16 protein-coding genes and 1 pseudogene are annotated in these 20,545 nt (G+C 70.4%); 11 read left to right on the top strand and 6 right to left on the bottom strand.

The annotated features are described in order from the left end of the window. Positions 1–233: 233 nt before the first annotated feature. Entirely contained in the window at positions 234–461 is a 228-nt protein-coding gene (locus tag FHX42_RS00240) for a helix-turn-helix domain-containing protein (RefSeq protein ID WP_182542076.1), read from the top strand. Continuing rightward, positions 448–1,260: a hypothetical protein gene (locus FHX42_RS00245; protein ID WP_182542077.1), complete on the top strand. Its 813-nt coding sequence runs from the start codon at positions 448–450 to the stop codon at positions 1,258–1,260. Before FHX42_RS00240 ends, FHX42_RS00245 begins: the two co-directional genes overlap by 14 nt. 324 nt (positions 1,261–1,584) lie before the next feature. On the opposite strand, the gene FHX42_RS00250 is transcribed toward FHX42_RS00245, so the two are convergent. Beyond that, positions 1,585–3,180, bottom strand: coding sequence for an ABC transporter permease (locus FHX42_RS00250; RefSeq protein ID WP_182542078.1), 1,596 nt, complete (start codon positions 3,178–3,180; stop codon positions 1,585–1,587). Beyond that, positions 3,177–4,106 (bottom strand): ABC transporter ATP-binding protein, encoded by a 930-nt coding sequence (locus FHX42_RS00255; protein ID WP_328795809.1) that lies wholly within the window; start codon positions 4,104–4,106, stop codon positions 3,177–3,179. The genes FHX42_RS00250 and FHX42_RS00255 overlap by 4 nt, the downstream gene beginning before the upstream one ends. Before the next feature lie 63 nt (positions 4,107–4,169). Between FHX42_RS00255 and FHX42_RS00260 the strand changes: the two genes are divergently transcribed. Further along, a complete protein-coding gene (locus FHX42_RS00260; RefSeq protein WP_182542079.1) occupies positions 4,170–4,676 on the top strand; it encodes a GbsR/MarR family transcriptional regulator in 507 nt (168 codons plus the stop codon). Positions 4,677–4,700: 24 nt separating this feature from the next. Here the strand turns inward: FHX42_RS00260 and FHX42_RS00265 are convergent, their stop codons facing one another. Next, positions 4,701–5,534 (bottom strand): M23 family metallopeptidase, encoded by an 834-nt coding sequence (locus FHX42_RS00265; RefSeq protein WP_328795810.1) that lies wholly within the window; start codon positions 5,532–5,534, stop codon positions 4,701–4,703. Between the two features lie 629 nt (positions 5,535–6,163). On the opposite strand from FHX42_RS00265, the gene FHX42_RS00270 reads away from it, so the two are divergent. The 6 genes and pseudogenes from FHX42_RS00270 to purH all read left to right on the top strand — a co-directional run bounded on the left by FHX42_RS00270 (position 6,164) and on the right by purH (position 13,594). Next, positions 6,164–7,924 carry a hypothetical protein gene (locus tag FHX42_RS00270; RefSeq protein ID WP_182542081.1) on the top strand — a complete coding sequence of 587 codons (1,761 nt, stop codon included), beginning with the start codon at positions 6,164–6,166 and terminating at the stop codon, positions 7,922–7,924. 230 nt (positions 7,925–8,154) lie between these two features. After that, on the top strand, positions 8,155–9,321 hold the full coding sequence (gene sucC, locus FHX42_RS00275) for an ADP-forming succinate--CoA ligase subunit beta (protein WP_182542082.1): 1,167 nt from the start codon (positions 8,155–8,157) through the stop codon (positions 9,319–9,321). A gap of 3 nt (positions 9,322–9,324) precedes the next feature. Beyond that, positions 9,325–10,209: a succinate--CoA ligase subunit alpha gene (gene sucD, locus FHX42_RS00280; protein ID WP_182542083.1), complete on the top strand. Its 885-nt coding sequence runs from the start codon at positions 9,325–9,327 to the stop codon at positions 10,207–10,209. Between the two features lie 223 nt (positions 10,210–10,432). Continuing rightward, positions 10,433–11,248 (top strand): DUF5336 domain-containing protein, encoded by an 816-nt coding sequence (locus FHX42_RS00285; RefSeq protein ID WP_182542084.1) that lies wholly within the window; start codon positions 10,433–10,435, stop codon positions 11,246–11,248. Positions 11,249–11,320: 72 nt separating this feature from the next. Next, positions 11,321–12,016, top strand: a pseudogene (gene purN / locus FHX42_RS26120) (phosphoribosylglycinamide formyltransferase); the annotation flags it as partial. A gap of 3 nt (positions 12,017–12,019) precedes the next feature. Continuing rightward, entirely contained in the window at positions 12,020–13,594 is a 1,575-nt protein-coding gene (gene purH, locus FHX42_RS00290) for a bifunctional phosphoribosylaminoimidazolecarboxamide formyltransferase/IMP cyclohydrolase (RefSeq protein WP_328795949.1), read from the top strand. Positions 13,595–13,672: 78 nt separating this feature from the next. On the opposite strand, the gene FHX42_RS27215 is transcribed toward purH, so the two are convergent. Beyond that, entirely contained in the window at positions 13,673–14,128 is a 456-nt protein-coding gene (locus FHX42_RS27215) for a DUF421 domain-containing protein (RefSeq protein WP_182542086.1), read from the bottom strand. 870 nt (positions 14,129–14,998) lie between these two features. On the opposite strand from FHX42_RS27215, the gene FHX42_RS00300 reads away from it, so the two are divergent. After that, positions 14,999–15,841: a bacteriocin fulvocin C-related protein gene (locus tag FHX42_RS00300; protein WP_182542087.1), complete on the top strand. Its 843-nt coding sequence runs from the start codon at positions 14,999–15,001 to the stop codon at positions 15,839–15,841. 54 nt (positions 15,842–15,895) lie between these two features. On the opposite strand, the gene FHX42_RS00305 is transcribed toward FHX42_RS00300, so the two are convergent. Further along, complete coding sequence (locus FHX42_RS00305; protein ID WP_328795811.1) at positions 15,896–17,176, bottom strand: ArgE/DapE family deacylase; 1,281 nt, start codon at positions 17,174–17,176, stop codon at positions 15,896–15,898. A 58-nt stretch (positions 17,177–17,234) separates the two neighbouring features. On the opposite strand from FHX42_RS00305, the gene FHX42_RS00310 reads away from it, so the two are divergent. Beyond that, positions 17,235–17,699 (top strand): universal stress protein, encoded by a 465-nt coding sequence (locus FHX42_RS00310; RefSeq protein ID WP_220479400.1) that lies wholly within the window; start codon positions 17,235–17,237, stop codon positions 17,697–17,699. 44 nt (positions 17,700–17,743) lie between these two features. Here FHX42_RS00310 and FHX42_RS26130 read toward each other — a convergent pair whose 3' ends face one another. After that, a complete protein-coding gene (locus FHX42_RS26130) occupies positions 17,744–20,422 on the bottom strand; it encodes a glycohydrolase toxin TNT-related protein (protein WP_182542089.1) in 2,679 nt (892 codons plus the stop codon). Positions 20,423–20,545 lie beyond the last annotated feature (123 nt).

Raw genomic sequence — 20,545 nt, forward strand, 5'->3', positions numbered from 1 at the left:
TGCGGATCTCTGCGGCGTGCCGCACGCAGTCGTCGGTGTGGCCGTGCCTCGGTGTCGTTGGGGGCGGGGTGTGCTGCCTCCTACACCGTCCCTGGAATGAGTGGTTTTGCGGATACTCCGAGCAGCGCGCTGCTCCTGCGGTGATCAGCGGACCATCCACCAGACTGAGGTGTTCTGATCACGCTGATGGATTATTTCCGGAGGTATGGAGTCTGGGAAGCCAACGGAGCTGCATGCGCTCGGAGCGGGAAGAGCGTCGTTCGGTGGCGGCGGATCTGTTTGAGCAGGGTGGTCGCGGTCAGGCCGAGATCGCCCGGCTGTCGGAGGTCACGCCGCAGGCGATCAGTGCCTGGCACCACCGCTGGCTCGCCGGATGCCGGGAGGCGCTGCACAGTCCGGGCACGCCGGGGGCGCAGTGTCGCTGGTACGGACAAGGGCGTGTCGGCCATGACCGTGGTTGAGTGGGAGAGTCCGTTGCCGTCGTTCGTGCTCGGTGTGCACGGTGTGCTGCGCTGGCACCGGTGGGTGGTCGACAGCGAGCGGCGGGGCGGTTTTCCGCAGCCGGACGAGGAGGCCGTGTTCGCCGTGACGGACACCGGGGCCGAGGCGTTGGGCCTGGTGGCCTACCCCACCTCGCCGAACCCGATGGCCCGGTGGAGCACGGAGGAGGCCGGCGGGGACTGGGCGCAGGACGGGCGCGTGCGGGAGATCGCCTGGATGCAGGCGAGACCCCTGAACCTCGCACATCAGGGGTGGCCGGTGTGGCCGGCGTTGGCGTGCATCGAGGACGGCCTCCGGCGTGTGGGCACGGTCGAACCGGCCGGGGTGCACGCCGTGCTGCCACTGCACCTGGGCACGCACCACCAGGAGCGGTTCACGGGCACCTACGAGTGGTTCGAGCTGGCCGAGGAGGCCACTGCCCGGCGTGAGTTCACGGTGTCGCTGTACACCGACGGCGACGGCGCGTTCGACCCGCAGGCGCTGTTGCAGGCGATCAACGAGCACGCGTCGATCCTGCTCGACGTCCAGCCGGTCGAACAGCCGGCTGCCGGGCCCGTGGACCCGGATCAGACCGAAGGCCGCTGGATGGTCGCCGGCGAGCTGCACGGTGTGCACTTCCGCTGCCGCGGGCCGGAGTGGAGCCTGGACATGGCCGCGTTCGTCACCGACGTCGTGGCCCACGCGGCAAAGCACGCAGGTGTGGCCCAGACCGTGCTGCTCACCGTGTTCCGCGCCGATGACGAAAACCGAACAGCGTAAGTCGGCTGCAAGGCAGACGCCCGGACCACGTCTTCCCCGACGTCTCGAGAGGTCGGCAAGGACGGAACCACCCCGCACACATGTTGGTGGGGTGCCGTTCAGGCGTGATCTTGACAACGGAACCGGGGCGGATTGGATCACGACTACGGGGCGACTTCGGCAGGCCGGCTCCCCGCCGGAGCACCGAGGTCGGCCCAGTACACCTCGCCGCGCTGGATCACCACTCGTCGTCGCTCTCGGCCGGACGCGTGTGCCCGGCCGTGTCCCGGCGTGAACCGCCACTTCGGCTCGCGCCGGAACTCGGCGGCGTGCGTCCGGGACGCGTCACCCCACGTCGCGGCGGCTGAACGCCGTCGTTCCGACGACCATCAGCCCCACGGCGAGCACCGTCAGGACGACGAGCGGGGTCGTGGTGAACTCGGCACCGGGCAGTCGCGGGGTGTGCGCGAACGGGGAGAGGTTCGAGACCCATTCGGGCAGTCGCAGCAGCGGCCCGAAGGTTCCGACGAAGACCACACCCGCCAGGGCGGCCCAGACCAGCCCGCCGGCCGCGGGTGCCAGGCCGAACAGGGCCACGGCGACTCCGACCAGGACCCAGACCGCGGGCAGGTGGGCCAGCGCCCCGAGCAGCACCGGGGCGGCGGCGGTGACGTCGCCCGTGGTGGCCGCGAACATCAGGCCCGCGCTCGCTCCGGCGAGGCCGACCACGAGCACGCTGCCGAGCAGCGTCGCGGCCAGGTGCCCGACCAGCCAGCGCGGCCGGTTCAGCGGTGTTCCCCCGAGCAATGGTTCGACGTGCCCGGCCGTCTCCTCGGAACGCGGCAACGACACCGCCTGCAGGGCGTAGCCGGTGCCGACCATCGCCATCAGGGACATGTACGTCGCGAGCAGGGCGTCCGTCGCGGCGCCCGCGCCGAGCCGGGTGAAGAAGCGGCGCGCCATCTCGTTCTCCGCGACGAAGGACGCCGCCTGGTCCGCCATCGACCCGATGAACAGCCCGAACACGACGAACCCGAGCACCCAGCCGGCGAGGAGGCCGCGCTGCAACCGCAGTGCCAGGCCGAAGGCACCGTTCAGCCGGGCCGACGCGCTCGTCCGAGCCGAGCGGGTTCGTACCAGTCCGGCCCCCTCGTCCCTTCGCGCCCTCAGCGCGTAGGCGGCGGCCACCGCCAGCGCGGTCAGCGCGCAGGCCGGAAGCAGCGGCCACCAGCGTCCGTCGACGTAGGCGCGAGTCGCCTGCGCCCAGCCGATCGGAGACAGCCACGACAGTGTCCCGTCCCCGAGGTCCCCCGCCGCGCGCAGCGCGAAGGCGGTCGCCAGCAGCGCTCCGGCCGATCCGGTGGCCGCGCGACTGTGCTCCATCACCTGCGCGGTCACCGCCGCCACACCGGTGAAGACCGCACCCACCGCGGTCACGGAAGCGCCGAACAGCAGTGATCCCGCCGCTCCGAGTGCGGGCAGGACGGTCGGAAGCCCCGCCGCGATGACGGCACCGAGCAGCACGTTGGCCCCGAGCACCACGACCAGTGCCGCGGTGGTCGCGGCGTGCCTGCCGACCACAGCGGCGCGAACGAGATCGCCGCGCCCGCTCTCCTCCTCGGCGCGCGTGTGCCGGACGACGAGCAGGATGCTCATCAGTGCGGACGCCACCGCCGTCAGCCCGCCCATCTCGTTGGCGGTCATGGCCCCGAAGGTGTAGTGGTCCAACCCGTACCCGGGACCGGTCATGATCACGGTCGCCGGGTTGTTCATCAGGGCGGCGCGGGCCTGCCGGGAGGCGGCGTCGGAGTAGGCCGCGGGGAACGAGGACACGCTTCCCAGCACGGTGCCGGCGATGCCCAGGACCCACACCGGAATGCGAACGCGGTCACGACGCAGGACCAACCGGATCAGCGCTCCGGTACCGGACAGTGCCGTCATCGTGTCACCGCCCGGTCGCCGTCCGACTGCTCGTAGTGCTTCAGGAACAGCTCTTCCAGGGTGGGCGGGCGGCTGGTCAGGCTGCGCACCCCGATCGAACCGAGCTGCCGCAGCACCGCGTCCAGGGCGGAGCTGTCCACCTCGCAGGACACGTGGTCGCCGTCGACGCTCAGGTCGTGCACGCCGGACAGCTCGGCCAACCCGTCGCCGGTACCGGCGAGTTCGGCCGAGATCGAGGTGCGGGTGAGGTGTCGGAGCTCGGACAGCGTCCCGGACTCGACCGTGCGGCCGTCGCGGACGATGGTCACCCGGTCGCAGAGCGCCTCCACCTCGGCGAGGACGTGGCTGGACAGCAGCACCGTGCGGCCGCTGCGGCGCTCCTCCCGGACGCACTCGCGGAACGCCTCCTCCATGAGCGGATCGAGCCCGGAGGTGGGTTCGTCGAGCACGAGCAGTTCCACGTCGGAGGCCAGCGCCGCGACGAGCCCGACCTTCTGGCGGTTGCCCTTGGAGTAGGTGCGGGCCTTCTTGCCCGGGTCGAGGTCGAACCGGTCCAGCAGTTCGGCCCTGCGCCGCGGGTCGATGCCGCCGCGCAGGCGGCCGAGCAGGTCGATCACCTCTCCGCCGGACAGCGTCGGCCACAGCGTGACGTCCCCGGGCACGTAGGCGAGGCGGTGGTGCAGGGACGTGGCGTCGCGCCAGGGGTCGCCGCCGAGGAGGTGGGCGCTGCCGGAATCCGCGCGCAGCAGGCCGAGCAGGATGCGGATCGTCGTGGTCTTCCCGGCCCCGTTGGGCCCCAGGAAACCGTGCACCTCGCCGGTGCGTACGCCCAGGTCCAGCCCGTCGAGCGCTCGGCTGCGCCCGTAGTGCTTGGTCAGGCCGCTCACCGCGATCGCGGTGCTCTCGTCGGTCGTCGTGGTAGGCACATCTGGGAAGCTACACTCTTTTTACAAATTCATGAATATTGGGAAGCAGATAAAATCCGTGACATGAGTGCGGAGCCCGACGAGAAGGACCAGGCGGTGCGGGACGAGGACGTGGTGGCGCGGTTCGTCGAACGCTTCGCGCTGGACCTGTCCGATGCGGGCATGCCGCGTATGGCTGCCCGGGTGTTCACGGGACTGCTCGTCTCGGAGGGAGGGCGGTGCACCGCCGCCGAGCTCGCCGAGCTCCTGCGGATCAGTCCCGCATCGGTTTCCGGTGCGGTGCGCTACCTGACGCAGGTCGGACTGGTCTCCCGCGAGCGCGATCCGGGGCAGCGACGTGACCACTACCGGGTGCACGACGACACGTGGTACGAGTCGCTCGCTCAACGGGACGAGCAGCTCGCTCACTGGGAACGAACCCTGGCCGACGGTGTCGAGGCGGTCGGCGCGGACAGCCGAGCCGGCAGGCGAATCGACGAGACCAGGGAGTTCTTCGCCTTCCTCCGGGACGAGCTACCGGCCCTGCTGGACAAGTGGCGGCGCCAGCGCGCCCGCGGTTCCGGCGACTGAGGCCGGAAGGCTCCGGGGAGGGCTTCAGCCCGCTCCGGGGACCTCGACGCCGTTCTCGTTGAGCCAGGGCAGCGGGTTGATCTTCTTGCCGCTCGGGTTCCACACCTCGAAGTGCAGGTGGGTGCCGGTGGAGAAGCCGCGGTTGCCCATCGTGGCGATCTGGTCGCCCGCGTCGACCTGCTCGCCCTCCTCGACCGTGATGCTGTTGACGTGGCCGTAGACGGTGATGGTGCCGTCCTCGTGCTCCACGCGAACCCACATGCCGAAGCCGCTGGCGGAGCCTGCTTCGATGACTTCGCCCTTGGCCACGGAGTTGATCGGCGTGCCCTTGTCGTTGGCGATGTCGATGCCGTAGTGCGTGCTGCCCCAGCGCCCGCCGTATCCGGAGGTGAACCTCCCGGTGGCGGGGACGACGTAGTCCGGCTTCTGGGCTTCCCGGATCGCGGCCCGCCGTGCGGCCGCGGCCTCCGCGCGCTGTTGGGCGATGCGCTGACTCTTGGCGAGCTTGGCCATCTCCGAGTCGGTGTCGGAGGTGTTGGCCACCGGCAGAACCTCGGGGGCCGGGGGCGCGCCGCCCTTGCCGGTGCGCGTCGTGCCGGAGTCGGTAGCAGTACCGGAGCCGGAGTTGGAGGCGGCGGACCCGAACGAGGCCGCGGCGTCCTGCCCGGATGCCAGCGGGGTGTACTCCCGGGGGCCGCCGTCGTTCTGTTCCTCGTCCGCGATCACGGACTGTCCGGCCGCGGCGAAGGCGCCCGCGGCGACGGCCGCCACGACGATCCGGCCGCGCACTGCCGAAGAGGGGGAGGATGGTCGGCGCGAGCCGTTCCCGGAGTCGTCCTCCTGGGCGTCCTCAAGCACCGGTGATGCGTTTCGGCCGCGGGGGGAGCGGTTGTGAGCCAATGCCTGCCCTTCCGTTTCGGGGGTAGCCCGATCACGTCACCGGGCGGGGGTCCCGGGGCCGGTCGGGGTAACCGGCGCATGTCTTCATTCGTGATCGGACCGTGACAACGGACCGGAGGAAGATAATCATCTCGCACCCTTAGGGGCAAATCCCGGGTGGGCACACCGGGGCCGTGAGCGGGTGCGGACGCGTGGGAACAGCATTGCTCACGGAAGGTGTTCCCGTGAACCGCTTCGGTGTTGCACAGTGCTACTACCTGCTGGTTTGTTTGTCCACCACAATCACTCTTTTGGGGAGAAGCGCGCCGCGACGCTGGGTGCTTGCCGTCGCAATGAGTGACGTAAATCACCGACAAAGTGGGTTTTTGTCGCCCTTTGTGGTTACTCCGTTCGGGGGTGTCACATCGTGACGAAGTTCGGGCGTCGTCCTCCGCGTCCCTCCCGGAGGGACGGACTCCGCGTCCTGGCCACGGCGCCATTACCCGTCCGGCGGAAATTCTCGGACCCGGGGTTGCGCTCGGTGTCCACGCTTCGTGAGCGGGACTCGTCGGCGGAGCAGTGGTGTCCGCACTGCTAGCGTCGGCGCGGTGAGTGTGCGGTCCGACAATCCGCCCGGTGACGTGCCTGCCGAGCCGACCGAGTCGATCGGGTCTCGTTCGGACGCGTCGGAGGGCGTGGCGAGCAATCGGCTGGGCGTCGCGGTGACCCTGGCGGGCATCGGTGCGCTGCTGACGGGACTCGCTGTCCTGTTCGGCCTGGTACGACCGGCAGCGCCACCCGTTTTCACCTCCTGGCCGCTCCTGCTGGTGCTGGCCGCGTTGCCGCCACTGTCGGCCGCCGCGTTCGCGCGGGCACAACGCCCCGTCTCGGCGGCTGCGCTGCTCGTCGGTCCCGCCGCGCTGGCTGTGGGCAGGCTGGTAGTGGACGTGCAGCTCGTGGTCGACGCGGGACTGGCCGCACGTCCCGCCCTGCTCCTGCCGCGCACGCTGACCGCGCTGACGCCGTCGGTCGGCGTCTGGCTGCTGCTGGCCGGGCACGTGGTCACCGTGCTCGCCGGAGTGCTCGCCTTCGGTGCCGTCGGTGGCGATCACTCGGCGTCCGCCGGTCGCGTCAGCGCGGGAGCAACGCGCCGACCGGGGTTGCTGACAGCCGTGCTGCTCGTCACGATCCCGACCGCCGCCGGTTTCCTCGTGAAGTCCTTCGCCTCCGACGATCCGTACCTGGTCCCGAAGTCCGCTGTGGAGGCACCGCTGCCGGTGCTGTCGGGATGCCTGTTGCTGGCGGTGGCGCTGCCCGTCGCGAGTGGTTTCCTGGTCGACCTGGCTGCCCCGGCTTTCGCCCGCGGAGGTTTGCTGGGGCTGGCCTTCGCGACGGCCGGAGTGAGCGTGCCGCCGTTGTCGGCGGCTCTGCTGGTGCGGGACCTGTCGCCGAGCTGGGGCGCGGTGGTCGGCACGGTCGGAGCCGTGTTGCTGGGATTGCTGGCCGTCCCCGCCGGACGCGGCAACACCCGCGAACGGCTCGGTGAAGTGCGGTTGCCCTCGCTGCGCGGCCTGCTGCTGAGCGCCGCCCTGTTGTCCACGCTGGCCGGTCTGTTGGCCGCGGGCGGTGCACTGCTGCCACAGCTGCACATGCCCGCCGGAGCGCCCGATGTGACGCCGTACTCGGCGCGCATGTCGGCCCCGGCCGGGGCGGTGCTGATCCTGCTCGGTGCCGGGTTGTGCCATCCCCGGCTGGCGGAGCGGGTTCGTCCGGCGCTCGCGGTCGGCTGGGTGCTCGTGCCGTTGGCGAGCGCGCCCACGTTGGAGACCGTGCTCGCCACTACGCAGGCCACCGGCGCCGAGGTCGGTTTCGGAGCCTGGGCGTCCGGCCTGGCCGTCCTGCCCGCCGCCCTGGCCGGATCGGTCGCGGCCGTGGCCGGGGGTGTGGAGCGCGACGAGGTCGACCTCACCGAGCGATCGGCACGCCGTGACCTGATCGTCCCCGCTGTGTTGGCGGCGCTGCTGGCGCTCGGCGCGTTCAGCCTGCCGGTGATGCGGGCGCCGGGGTACACGCCACCTGGGGTGTTCACCGATTTCAGCACGACGTCGTGGGGGTTGGTGGCCGCGCTCGCGGCCGTGCTCGGTGCCGTGGGGCTGGCTCCGGTGTGCCGGCCTCGCCGGGTGGTGGCATTGTTGTCCGGGGCGGCCGCGGTGGTGCTGCTGCGAGTGCTGGAGCTGCCGTTGACCGCCGGCCGCGTGGCGGACCCCGTTCCTGGGACGGGCCTGTGGTTCGGTCTGGGCTGCGTGGTGTTGCTCGGGGCCGCGATCGGTGTGGTGCTTCGCCGGGACGAGCCCGCGTCGGACGCGTAGCGCGTCCGGACGACCGCCGGACAACCGGTGGTGTGGCGGCGAACTGTCTTTCTCGTCACTTTCCGGGCCCGCGTGGACACGTCCAGCGGGCGGAACCGGTTCGCTGGATCGATTCACCACGTCGTGATCGGCGGTTTCGGGTGAGTGAGTTCACCGGGTGCGCCGCCCCAAGCGTCATCGCAGGTCGATATGGTCACTGACGTCCGACACCGACGTCGCAGGAGAGTCGAGTGGACCTCTACGAGTACCAGGCGAAGGAGCTCTTCGCCTCCCACGGAATACCGACATTGCCGGGTTCCGTGGCAACGGATCCGAACGGGGCCAAGGCGGTCGCCGAGGAGCTCGGCGGCCCAGTGGTCGTCAAGGCCCAGGTGAAAGCCGGAGGACGGGGTAAGGCCGGCGGCGTGAAGCTGGCCGAGGACCCCGACGAAGCCCAGTCCAAGGCCGAGGGAATCCTCGGGCTGAACATCAAGGGTCACATCACGAGACAGGTGCTGGTCACCGTCGCGTCCGACATCGCCGACGAGTACTACCTCTCCTTTTTGCTCGACCGCGCCAACCGCAACTTCCTGGCGATGGCATCGGTCGAGGGCGGAATGGAGATCGAGGAGGTCGCGGCGACCAAGCCCGAGGCGCTGGCGCGCGTGCCCATCGACCCGATCAGGGGCGTGGACGACGCCACGGCTCGCGAGATCGTCGAGGGCGGCAAGCTCCCCGCCGAGCTCACCGATCAGCTCGTGCCCATCATCAAGCAGCTCTGGGAAGCCTTCGTCGCCGAGGACGCGACGCTGTTCGAGATCAACCCGCTGGTCAAGGACCCGCAGGGCAAGGTTCTCGCGCTGGACAGCAAGGTCACCCTCGACGGCAACGCCGACTTCCGCCACCCGGCTCACGCCGAGCTGGTCGACGAGGCCGCCCAGGACCCGCTGGAGGCCAAGGCCAAGGCCAAGGACCTCAACTACGTCAAGCTCGACGGTCAGGTCGGCATCATCGGCAACGGTGCGGGCCTGGTCATGTCCACGTTGGACGTCGTGGCCTACGCCGGTGCCGACCACCAGGGCGTCAAGCCGGCGAACTTCCTGGACATCGGTGGCGGAGCCTCCGCCGAGGTGATGTCGGCCGGTCTGGACGTCATCCTCGGTGACCCCGACGTCAAGTCCGTGTTCGTCAACGTCTTCGGCGGAATCACCGCCTGCGACGCGGTGGCCAGCGGCATCGTCCAGGCACTGCGGATCCTCGGTGACGAGGCCACCAAGCCACTGGTGGTCCGGCTCGACGGCAACAACGTCGAAGAGGGCAGGCGGATCCTGGCCGAGGCCAACCACCCGCTGGTCACGCTGGTGGAAACCATGGACGGCGCGGCCGACAAGGCCGCCGAACTGGCTGCGGGGGCGTAAGCGATGGCTATTTTCCTCAACGAGAACAGCAAGGTCATCGTCCAGGGCATCACCGGCTCGGAGGGCACCAAGCACACTGCTCGGATGCTGCGTTCCGGCACGAACATCGTCGGTGGCGTCAACGCCCGCAAGGCCGGGCAGACGGTGGAGATCGAGGGCCAGCAGCTGTCGGTGTTCGGCAGCGTCGCCGAGGCGATGAAGGAGACCGGCGCCGACGTCTCGGTGCTGTTCGTGCCGCCGAAGTTCGCCAAGGACGCCGTGATCGAGGCCGTCGACGCCGAGATCCCGCTGGCCGTGCTGATCACCGAGGGCATTCCGGTGCACGACGCGGCGTACTTCTGGTCGCACGCCACCGCCACGGGCAACAAGACCCGCATCGTCGGTCCGAACTGCCCCGGCGTCATCTCGCCCGGCAAGTCCAACGCGGGCATCATCCCGGCCGACATCACCTCCGGTGGCAAGATCGGCCTGGTCTCCAAGTCCGGCACGCTGACGTACCAGATGATGTACGAGCTGCGTGACATCGGCTTCTCCACCTGCGTGGGCATCGGTGGCGACCCGATCATCGGCACCACCCACATCGACGCGCTCCAGGCGTTCGAGGACGACCCGGAGACCGAGGCGATCGTGATGATCGGCGAGATCGGTGGTGACGCCGAGGAGCGGGCGGCCGAGTACATCAAGTCCCACATCACCAAGCCGGTCGTGGGCTATGTGGCCGGTTTCACCGCCCCGGAGGGCAAGACCATGGGACACGCGGGCGCGATCGTGTCCGGTTCCTCCGGTACCGCCGACGCCAAGAAGGAAGCTCTGGAGGCCGCCGGGGTGCGGGTCGGCAAGACTCCCAGTGCCACCGCGGGGCTCATGCGCTCCGTGTTCAACGGCTGAGCAACACCGGACCACATCGGTCGCAACGTCCGGGTGGAGCGGTGATTTCGCGGGAAGTCACCGTCCCACCCGGACGTTCGTGTCGGCCGCGTGCGAAATCGGTGCCTGCCGGCGCCACAGGTCTCCTGTGGTCCCACGGCAACGATTCGGTAGCGTCGTGGCGTGTCCCTTGTCAGGGCAGCACTCGCGTGTCGTGACTCCAGCTCAGGAGGAAACCCATCCCATGTCCGCGCCGTATCCGGCGCCGCAACCGGCGCCACAGCAATCGGGACAGTCGGCCGGTGGGCCGTACCTGAAGTACCTGCTCAAACTCGCGGCCGCGGGACTCGGCCTGATCACCTACCTGCTGGGCTTCTTCGACGGCCAGACGTCGAACATGCTCATGGGCGTGACGGGGCTGGCGCTGATCGGTACGGCCATCCTGGCGGGCATGGCGGTACTGCCGAAGATGCCCGACACGTTGCCGGCGGCCGCCCCGCTCAGCGGTTACGCGACGCTCGCGCTGCTGCAGGCGGTCATCGGTGGCTCCTCCGGAGCCGGTAGCCCGAGCGCCGTACTCATCGTGGTGTTGATCGTGGCGGTGCTGCAACTCGGTGCCGTGGTCGGTGTGCTGCTGCTCGACGCCGGGATCATCACCGCTCCCGCGCCCAAGCCCGCCCCGCCGGCGCCGTTCGGTCAGCCCGCTCAACCCGGCTCGTTCGGCCAGCCCCCGCAGGGGCAGCCGCAGCCCGGTGGTTGGGACCCGCAGTCCGGCGGGCAGCCCCAGCCCGGCCAGTACGGTCAACCACCCCAGTACGGCCAACCACCCCAGTACGGTCAGCCGTTCCCGGGGCAGCCGCAGCCCGGTGGTTGGGACCCGCAGTCCGGCGGGCAGCCCCAGTACGGCCAACCGCCCCAGCAGCCCGGCGGCTGGAACCCCCAATCCGGCGGTTTCGCCGCTCCCGGCCAGTACGGCCAGCCGCCCCAGCAGGGGCCGCAGGGCGGCCCGCAGGGCACCCAGCACATGCCGCACCCCAGCAACTCCCCGCGCGAGTACTGAGCCGCCGGTGAGTGCTGGCCCACTCGGGTGGGACCTGGTGGCCGGCTCCACACCGCCGGCGCTTAGCCTGCGATGTGGCATCGTTTCCACCCGTATCCGGGAGTCACGCTGAACACCTCCACGTCGAGTACCCACGAGCAGGAATCGACTCGGGAGATCCGGCCTCGCGAGCCGGCGCGGGTCGTCGTGCTGGTTTCCGGGACCGGCAGTCTCATGCGGGCGCTGCTGGAGGCGACGAAGGATCCGGACTACCCCGTCCGCGTGGTCGCCGTGGGGGCCGACCGGGAAGGCGTCGAGGGCCTCACGCACGCCGAGAACGAAGGGGTGCCGACGTTCGCTCACCGGCTGGGTGACTACGCCAGCAGGGAAGAGTGGGACGGCGCGCTCGCCGAGTCCTGTGCGGCCTACGAGCCCGACCTGGTGGTCTCGGCCGGCTTCATGAAGCTCGTCGGCGAGCGTTTCCTGGCTCGCTTCTCCGGACGCTACCTCAACAGCCATCCCGCCCTGCTGCCGTCGTTTCCCGGTATGCACGGGGTTCGGGACGCGCTGGACTACGGCGTCCGGGTCACCGGGTGCACCCTGTTCGTCGTGGACGCCGGAGTCGACACCGGGCCGATCCTGGCTCAGCGGGCGGTCGAGGTGCGCTCCGACGACGACGAGCACGGCCTGCACGAACGGATCAAGGCCGTCGAGCGGCGACTACTGGTGGAAACCCTCCAAGATCTGGCGCGGCACGGGTGGACCGTGCGGGGACGAAAGGTGAGTATCGGCGTGACCACGAACTCGCAGGACAGGCGGCCGGTTCGCCGTGTGCTGATCGGCGTGTCGGACAAGGCGGGGCTGCTGGAGTTCGCCACCGGCCTGCACGCCGCCGGAGTGGAGATCGTCTCCACGGGCGGCACCGCGAGGACCATTTCGGACGCCGGGGTGCCCGTCACGTCGGTGGATGAGGTCACCGGTTTTCCGGAGGCGCTCGACGGCCGGGTCAAGACGCTGCACCCGCGGGTGCACGCGGGCCTGCTGGCCGACACCCGACGCGAGGAGCACGTCGAGCAGCTGGAAAACCTCGACATCGCGTCGTTCGACCTGCTGGTGGTCAACCTGTACCCCTTCGTGCGGACGGTGGAGTCCGGCGCGGGCGCGGAGGAGATCGTCGAGAACATCGACATCGGTGGCCCGGCGATGGTGCGGGCGGCGGCCAAGAACCACTCCAACGTGGGGGTCGTGGTCGACCCGGTCCGCTACGAGTGGGTGCTGGAGCAGGTTCGCCGGGGTGGCTTCACGCAGGAGGAGCGCACCGAACTGGCGGCCGAGGCGTTCCGCCACACGGCCTCCTACGACGTCGCGGTGGCCGAGTGGATGAGTCGCCGGACGGCTCCGGCCGACGAGACCTTCCCCAGCTGGATGGGTCGGACCTGGCAGCGTCGTTCGGCGCTGCGCTACGGCGAGAACCCGCACCAGCCCGCCGCGCTGTACGTCTCCGGTGGGGAAGCCAGCGGACTCGCCGCGGCGGCGCAGGTGCACGGCAAGGAGATGTCCTACAACAACTACGTGGACGCCGACGCGGCATGGCGTTCCGCGCACGACCACGCCAATCCGTGCGTGGCCGTCATCAAGCACGCCAACCCCTGCGGGATCGCGGTCTCGGACCAGGAGCAGGACATCGCCGTGGCGCACCGCAAGGCTCACGAGTGCGACCCTGTGAGCGCCTTCGGCGGCGTGATCGCCGCCAACCGCGAGGTTTCGGTGGCGATGGCCGAGCAGATCGCGGAGGTGTTCACCGAGGTCGTCGTGGCTCCCGGCTACGCGGAGGGCGCGGTGGACGTGCTGATGCGGAAGAAGAACGTGCGCATCCTGACCGCGCAGCCTCCCCGGCCCGGTCGCGTGGAGATGCGGGCGATCTCGGGTGGCCTGCTCGTGCAGGGTTCCGACGCCATCGACGCCACGGGCGACGACGTGGCGGAGTGGACGCTGGCGGCGGGTTCGCCGGCGGACGACGCGACGCTGCGCGATCTGGAGTTCGCCTGGCGGACCTGCCGCGCGGTGAAGTCCAACGCGATCCTGCTCGCCGACGACGGCGCCACGGTCGGGGTCGGCATGGGGCAGGTCAACCGCGTGGACTCGGCGCGCCTGGCGGTCTCCCGCTCCGGTGACCGGGCCCGGGGTGCGGTCGCCGCCTCCGACGCGTTCTTCCCCTTCGCCGACGGATTGCAGGTGTTGTTGGACGCGGGCGTGCGCGCGGTCGTGCAGCCGGGCGGTTCGGTCCGCGACGGCGAGGTCATCGCGGCAGCCGAGGCGGCGGGGATCTCCCTCTACCACACCGGTACCCGGCACTTCGCTCACTGACCGGGGTTTTCCCAGCGGGTGTGCGGAGGCGTTCCGGCGGTGCGAGTGCCGGAGCTCCTCCGCGCACCGGCCGCGCGGTCATCCCGTGGGGAGCACTCGCCGGGCCGGTCCTCCCCGCTGCTCCCCGGTGCCGCGCCTGATCACGGGCACTCCGCCGTTGGACTCCAGGATGACGCGGTCGACCTCGCCGAGGTCGACCGCGCCGCGCTGGCGGAGCAACCGGAACAGGTCGTCGTCACGGATGCCCGCCGCGCGCAGTTCCCGGTCGCAGAGCTGTCCGCGAGCCACCAGCACCCGAGCCGGGTGCTCGGTGAGCCGCCACACCAGGGGAACGCGAGACCTGATGCGCTCGACGGCCCGGTGCGCGGCGACCAGGGCGGCCAGGGTCACCGCTCCCTCCACCCAGGAGGTGGTGTTCGCGTTCGGCACCCGGCCGACGATCGCGCCGATCGCCACCGCGACGACGAAGTCGAACGGGGGCAGCTCGGCGAGGGCCCGCCTCTTGCCCGGCCGTAGTCCGACCACGGCGGACACGTACAGCAGTACCGGCTTTGGCCGCCATCGCCCCGAGCGGGTGCCGGTGACCCGCGATGGCCGACATTCACGCCTCCCGGAGAGGTGAACGCGTCGTCGTGGCAGTTACACCGCCCGTGATGCTGCCAAGGCGACGCGATCACCGCGGGATGTCCACGCGGGATGTTCACTCGATCGGGTTCAGCGCTTGACGGTGGGGGTCGGAGGCGATTTACTGATGATGTTCGAACTGAGGTTCGAACACGGAGTGGCCGGCGTCGGGGGTTGGCCACTCCGGCGGACCCCGTCGGTTCGGGTGCAGGCACGACGAGGTCCGTAGTACGTCCGCACGGGTGCCACGGGCGGGCGGGTGACCACGGCGTCGGGGTGTTCGTGGTCGCCCGGTTCCGAGGCATCCGGGGGCGGTCCTGTTGCGGGACGGGACCGCCGGCGGAGCGGAGCGCCACCGTGCTGCCGTGGCCGAGCCCGCGGCGCGGCAGCACGGCGGTGGTTTCGACGACCGTGTCCCGAGAAGTTCCGAGCCGGAAGGGGAGGATGGAATCCCGTGCTGATGTCGGCGCTCTCCGCCGCCGAGCGCCCGAATCGGTGAATTACGCGTAGTTGTCGCTCTATTGCACTGATCGAGTGCGGGGTGTGCTCGAAAGTGTGGTTTCCGGGTGTATCACTGCTTTTTCCGTTCCCGCTGAAGCATCCTGATGGCGTCGGTTTACCAGGGGCTTCCCCGTGTGGTTGGCCCTACTTGGCGAAGGGATGAAAATGAACGGTGCAGCGGAACGCTGGGTACTTGCTTTCGACGCTTCGTGCGGAACGTGCCGAGAGCTCTCCGACGTTGTCGCCCAGGCTTGTGCGGGAAAGCTCGAGGTGTTGCCGTTGACGCATTCCGAGGTGCGGCAATGGCGCGAGCGGGTGTTGGGGGATCGGGCTCGCTGGGAGCCGACCCTGTTGAGAGTTCGGGACGAGAGCGTGCGTGTCTGGACCGGAGCGTCGATGGGTCTTCCGCTCGTGCGCCGGTTGGGAGCGCGTTCGACGGCGCAGGTGCTGAGGTCACTGGGGCAGCTGCGCCGGCAGGTGAACGGGTACCCGCTGGAGCCGGCCTCGATCGGTCGGGCGCGTTTCCTGCGACTCGCCGGTGGTGCCGCCGTGGCGGCCGGCATCGTGTTCACGGGCAGAACACCGGCCTTCGCCGAACGCGGTTGCGCGGCCGCGCGGGACTGGGTCGAGGCGAACAAGGGGAGGCTGCCGACGACCTACGACGAGATCACCGCCTACCCGATGGTGTATCGGCGTGCGATCTACAGTGAGCTCTCCCCGGTGTCCAAGAGCGGGATCTGGATCGAGCACCTCGACCGTTACCGCGCCGCGCACCCCGACCTTTCCACCGAACAGGTCAAGGTCGTCGACGCGGCGAAAGCGATCGCCGCGAACCCCACGCACTTCGAGTCGGGAAATCGGCCGGATCGGGCGCTCGCACAGCTGAAGGAGTCCGCCGTCGGATCCTTCGGGAAGGCGGGAGCGGGGGCGCTGCTGGCCACGATCGGCCCCCCGGAATACCGCTCCGCTTCCGGAGCTCCGGCCTGTGAGTGCACCAACGAGGACGAGTACTGCCCCGACAGGCATTACTGCCAGTACAAGTCGAGCAACTGTTCTTTCAACGACGGCTGCGGGACGTTTGGGCTCTACGTGTGCAACGGTCTCTGCGATTACGGCGGCTGACTTCTCCCGTGGTCCTTTCGGGTCACCGCGGCGACCCGAAAGGACCACGTTCTCTCACTCGACCACGCCGCAGCGGCGCATGGCCAGGAGGGCGTAGGTGCGGGCGGCCTGTTCGAGGTCGGCCACCTCGACGTGCTCGTCGTGGGCGTGGGCGTGGCGAACATCCCCCGGTCCGTACTGCAGCGTCGGGACTCCGGCGGCGGCGTAGTGGCGCAGGTCCGTACCGTACGGAGCTCCCAGCGCCTCCGGTCGCGGTGCTCCGGCCGCCTCGGCGGCGTCCCGCGTCTGGTCGAGCAGCGGATGCCCGGCGGGCAACTGTCCACTGGCGAACGTGCCACCGGGCCAACTGACCCGCACCGGGTGCTCCGCCAGCCAGGGATCCGCCGCGCACGCCCGCGCGACGACCTCGGTGAACTCGGCCTTGGCCGCGGCCACGTCCTCGCCGAGGCGGACACCGTAGCGACCCTCGGCCACCGCCAGATCGGGGACCGTGCTCGCCCAGTCGCCCGCTCGGACCATCCCGATCGACAGCGGGTACGGCACGTCCAGGTGCTTCATCAGCGGATCCGGGTCGGTGTTCCGGCTGCTTTCCAGTTCCCGCAGCACCGGTAGCAGCGCGGCCAGTTTCTCCCCCGCGTCGACTCCGCGAGTCCGCGTGGCGCCGTGAGTGCCGTGGCCCGGCACCTCCAGCCGGAAGGTCAGCGATCCGCCGTTGGCGGCCACGACGGTTCCCGAACTCGGCTCGGCCAGTACGCAGGCTTGCGCCCGGTGCCCGCGCCGCAGCGTCGCGAACGCGCCGATTCCGCCGTCCTCCTCGGCCGGGACGGCGTGCACGGCCAGTGGATGGCGCAGCCGGACCTCGCACGCGCGCAGTGCCTCCAGCGCGCCGAACACGGCCGCCACTCCGCCCTTCATGTCGCACGTGCCGCGGCCGGAGGCGACACCGCCGGCCACCCGCAGGCTGTAGGGGTCACGGTCCGGCCACCGATCGAGGTCGCCCGGTGGCACCACGTCGGTGTGCCCGCACAGCGCCAGGGCCGGTTCACCGTCCGCTCCGAGGACTCCGACGCACCCGTGAGCGGTGTCACGCTCCACCTCCTGGCCGGGAAAGTCATCCTGGGCGGCGAGCTCGTCGACGTCGATGCGCCAGTGGTCCACCCGCGCCCCCAACGCCTCCATCCGGTCGGCACACCACTGTTGTGCCTGCTGTTCTCCGGAGGTGCCCCCGACGCTGGGGATGGCCACGAGCTCGCGGAGATCGTTCAGGATGCCGGTCACGTCCACGGACTTCAGCACCGTGCGTTCGAGGTCGGTCGGCGGATGCGGGATAACCACGTTGCAAGTATGTCGCATCCGTCCGAGTCCCGATGCCACGGCCATTACCATTCGGCGCGTGGCCGAAGAAGGCGAGAGCAGACCACCGGTTTTCGAGATCGGCAAGGACGGACTGAGCGGCATCGTCGTCGGGATGGACGGCAGCCCGGCCAGTTTCCACGCCGCGGCATGGGCGGGCGGACTGGCGCGGCGCGAGCGCGCGCGGCTGGTACTCGTTTACGTCGAGGCGGTCGGCGGGGTCGCCTACTGGTCGCCGATGGGGGTGGCCGTGGCAAGTGAGGCGGCCGAAAGCCTGGTGGAGGAGCTCAAGAAGGAAGTCGTCTCGCACCTGCGGTGGGTCGACATCGACTGGGATTTCGTGCACCACCGCGGGGATCCCGCCGTGGGGCTGGAGCAGGTTTCCGAGCAGTACCGGGCGGATCTCATCGTCGTCGGCCGCTCGCGTCGCCGCGGTGGCCTGTTGGGCACCGTGCCCGCGACGCTGGTCGTCGAAGCCGTGCGGCCGGTCGTGGTCGTTCCCTGAACCGCCCCCGGTGGGCCGGCGGGCTCACCGGGGGCGACTGGGGATCATTCCATCGGAGGGCGTGCCGGTGCGTCGACGCCGGACAGGGCGATCAGCGTGCCGTCGGCGATCAGATCGCTGACGGTGCCGGGCAGCACGTAGGCCGTACCACCGCCGGCCTGTTCGAACCACGGCACAGCGGTGCCCCGCAGGACCTGGACCGGCCGTTGGACGCGGTAGGCCAGGTAACTGCGGCCGGCCCACTGGGGTGGGAGCGAACGCTGGGTGTAGGGGGTGCGGGCCGCGTAGGTCACGTTGCCGTGCGGTTCGCCGAAGCGGTCCAACTCGGTGCCGGGCTGCAGCACCACGCTGCGACGGTCCCGGTACAACGTCAGCGGTGGCTCGCCCTGCATCGGCTGGATCGGCTGTTCCGGCCCCTGGGCGGCTGGTGCTTGGGCTGCCGGTCCCTGGGGCGGAGCCTGGTTCGGCGGGCCTGCCTGGGGCGGCTGCCCGGGAGGACGCGGAGGCTCCGCCTGGGGTGGACGCTGCGGCAGTCCGTTCGGTGCCGGAGCCGGCCCGGCACCCTGCCGTGGCGGCGGTCCCGCCGCGCCGGGCGCAGGTCCCGGTGGTTGTCCGTTCACGGGGCGCGAAGCCGGTTGTTGCTCGGATGGCTGGGGCACGCCGGGTTGGGGAGAGCCGGACTGGTCCGCCCGCGGTTGGCGCTTGGGCAGCGGCGGTTGTCCCGCCGCGGGGCCACCGGGAACGGGCTCGCCCGGACGGGGACCCTGCGCCGGCTGGCCGGTGGGAGACGACGGTGGGCCCGCCGGAGGAGCCGGAGGTTGGGGAGTGGGCTGAGCGGGCGGTGGTTCCGGAGCCCGCGTCGGCTCCTCGTTCGCAGTCGGAGGACTCAGCGCGGGGCCCGGCTCGGCGCTGGGACGTGCGAGTTCCTCGGGAGGCTCCGAGTCGGCTTCCTGGGGTTCCTGGTGAGCCGTGAACAACGGATGCCCGCCCGGCTGCTCGGCGGGGCCGCGGGAGGCTTCGGCGGAGGGTTCCGGTTCGACGGGCTGCCAGGTCGGGAGTTCGGCTTCTTCCTCGACCTGTTCGTCTTCCTCGACCGGATCGGGGAGCTCGGCCTGCTCGGCCGTGTCGGCCCGCTCGGTGTCCTCGATGGTGTCGCCGATCCCGGTGATCAGCGGTTCGTCGGTGGTGGCGGCCGCGGGTTCCGGCGCCGTCATCAGCAGGCTGCCGAGCAGGTACGCCGCAGCCTGGTCCGGACGGTCGAAGCGCAGTTCGGAGGAGCCCTCGGGGGCGGCCACGACCCAGTCCGAGCCCTCGGCCACCAGGCACCAGGCGTCACGAGCACGACTGCCCACCCGGTAGCTGTCGGTGTCCACCGCGTGAGCGCCGAGCTGGTCGTGCAGCCGGTGGAAGACGGCGTCCGAGTCGACCTCGTCCCCGGTCGCGGTGACCGGCTCGGAAGGTTGGGACTCCTCGAGAAGGCTGTGCCGCGATTCGGAACCGAACTCCGTGACCGGCGCCTGCTCGGGCGGGACGGAGTCGGCGGAGTGGGTCTCGATGCCGAGGTCCTCCGGTTCGTCGTCGACTTCGGCGACCTCGTCGACGCGGCCGTCGTCGACCTCGTCGACGTGATGGGCGCCGGACTGGGCGCTCCCGTTCACGGTGGTGTTCTCCGGTTCCGGTGTGAACGGTTCCGCGGTGAACGATTCCTGTCGGGCCATCTCGGGGTGCGGAGGCGCGGGGAGATCGTCCGGGACGCGGGGCGACTGCTCGGCGGTGTTCTCGACCGCTGCTTGCTCGTCACGGTCTTGCTCGCCGTGGTCCTGCTGCTCGAACAACACGTTCGCGGCGGCGTCGCGCGTCCGGTCGTCGACGTCGGTGAGCGTGAAACGCGTGGCGCGAATGTGCTCGACGAGCTCGGGGTCCGGCGGAACACCGTACTGAGCCAGGTAGTAGGCCACCGCGCCCTGCCACAGCCAAACACCGTCGGTGTGCCACGTGGCGGGGACGACGGCCGTCGACTCGGGGTCGAGGAGGTCGTGCTCGTTGTCGCGCGAGGCCAGCACGATCGGAGCGTTCTCCAGGTACTGACGCAGCGCGGCGACGTCCTCCGGAGCGATGGGCGCACGGGTCACGACCAGCGGGCGGCCCTGCTCGTCGGAGTCGTCGAAGAGCCTGGCGGTACGGAACCGCCGGTGGTCGGTCTCCGAATCCGCGGAGGCGGGCTCCGGTGCGGTGAACGACTGCGGTTCGGCTTGCGGGGGCTCGTCCTGGGACGGGGCGGGTTGGGCCGCTCCCTCCAGTTTCTCCCGCATCCAGCCGGGGATGTTCTCGTCGGAGCGCGGGTAGCGACGCAGTTCGTCCACATAGGCCGCTCGGGGCAACGGTTGTTGCCACTGCGGCTCCGCGTCGAAGTTGATGTCGATGCGGTAGCTCGACGGCCGTTCGACGGTGTAGAGCGCGCTGATCCAGGTGCCCACGTCCTGGCGGTACATTCCCTCCCGGAGCTGCTCGAAGATCGTGCGGAGTTCCTCGGAGGGTTTCCACGTCTGGGTGCTGTCGTCCTGTCGGACGGTCTCGCCCAGCAGGTCGTGGTACTCACCGGTGGCTCGGTACTCCACCGTGATCTGTTGCCAGTCCTCGGGAGCCCCCTGGAGCACCAGGACACCGATCCTGCGGGCTATCTGCTCCTGCTCTTCCGGGCTGATCGCTGTCGGACGCGACATGGGTGTCATCCTCCCCCTCTCGACCGGGCACACCGACTCCACCCCACGAAAACGTTACTCGATACCCGAGTTCTCGTGTGGTTGCCACGCCGGTCCGTGTCTCCGGGGCAGGGTACGGGAGCT

This window comes from Halosaccharopolyspora lacisalsi (genome assembly GCF_014137975.1).
GTDB classification, from domain to species: domain Bacteria; phylum Actinomycetota; class Actinomycetes; order Mycobacteriales; family Pseudonocardiaceae; genus Halosaccharopolyspora; species Halosaccharopolyspora lacisalsi.

Excerpts from the sequence above, each read along its gene's own strand:
- FHX42_RS26130 (WP_182542089.1), bottom strand. The coding sequence starts at position 20,422 with ATGTCGCGTCCGACAGCGATCAGCCCGGAAGAGCAGGAGCAGATAGCC.
- FHX42_RS00285 (WP_182542084.1), top strand. The coding sequence starts at position 10,433 with ATGTCCGCGCCGTATCCGGCGCCGCAACCGGCGCCACAGCAATCGGGA.
- FHX42_RS00245 (WP_182542077.1), top strand. The coding sequence starts at position 448 with ATGACCGTGGTTGAGTGGGAGAGTCCGTTGCCGTCGTTCGTGCTCGGT.
- FHX42_RS00240 (WP_182542076.1), top strand. The coding sequence starts at position 234 with ATGCGCTCGGAGCGGGAAGAGCGTCGTTCGGTGGCGGCGGATCTGTTT.
- sucD (WP_182542083.1), top strand. The coding sequence starts at position 9,325 with ATGGCTATTTTCCTCAACGAGAACAGCAAGGTCATCGTCCAGGGCATC.
- FHX42_RS00250 (WP_182542078.1), bottom strand. The coding sequence starts at position 3,180 with ATGACGGCACTGTCCGGTACCGGAGCGCTGATCCGGTTGGTCCTGCGT.
- FHX42_RS00260 (WP_182542079.1), top strand. The coding sequence starts at position 4,170 with ATGAGTGCGGAGCCCGACGAGAAGGACCAGGCGGTGCGGGACGAGGAC.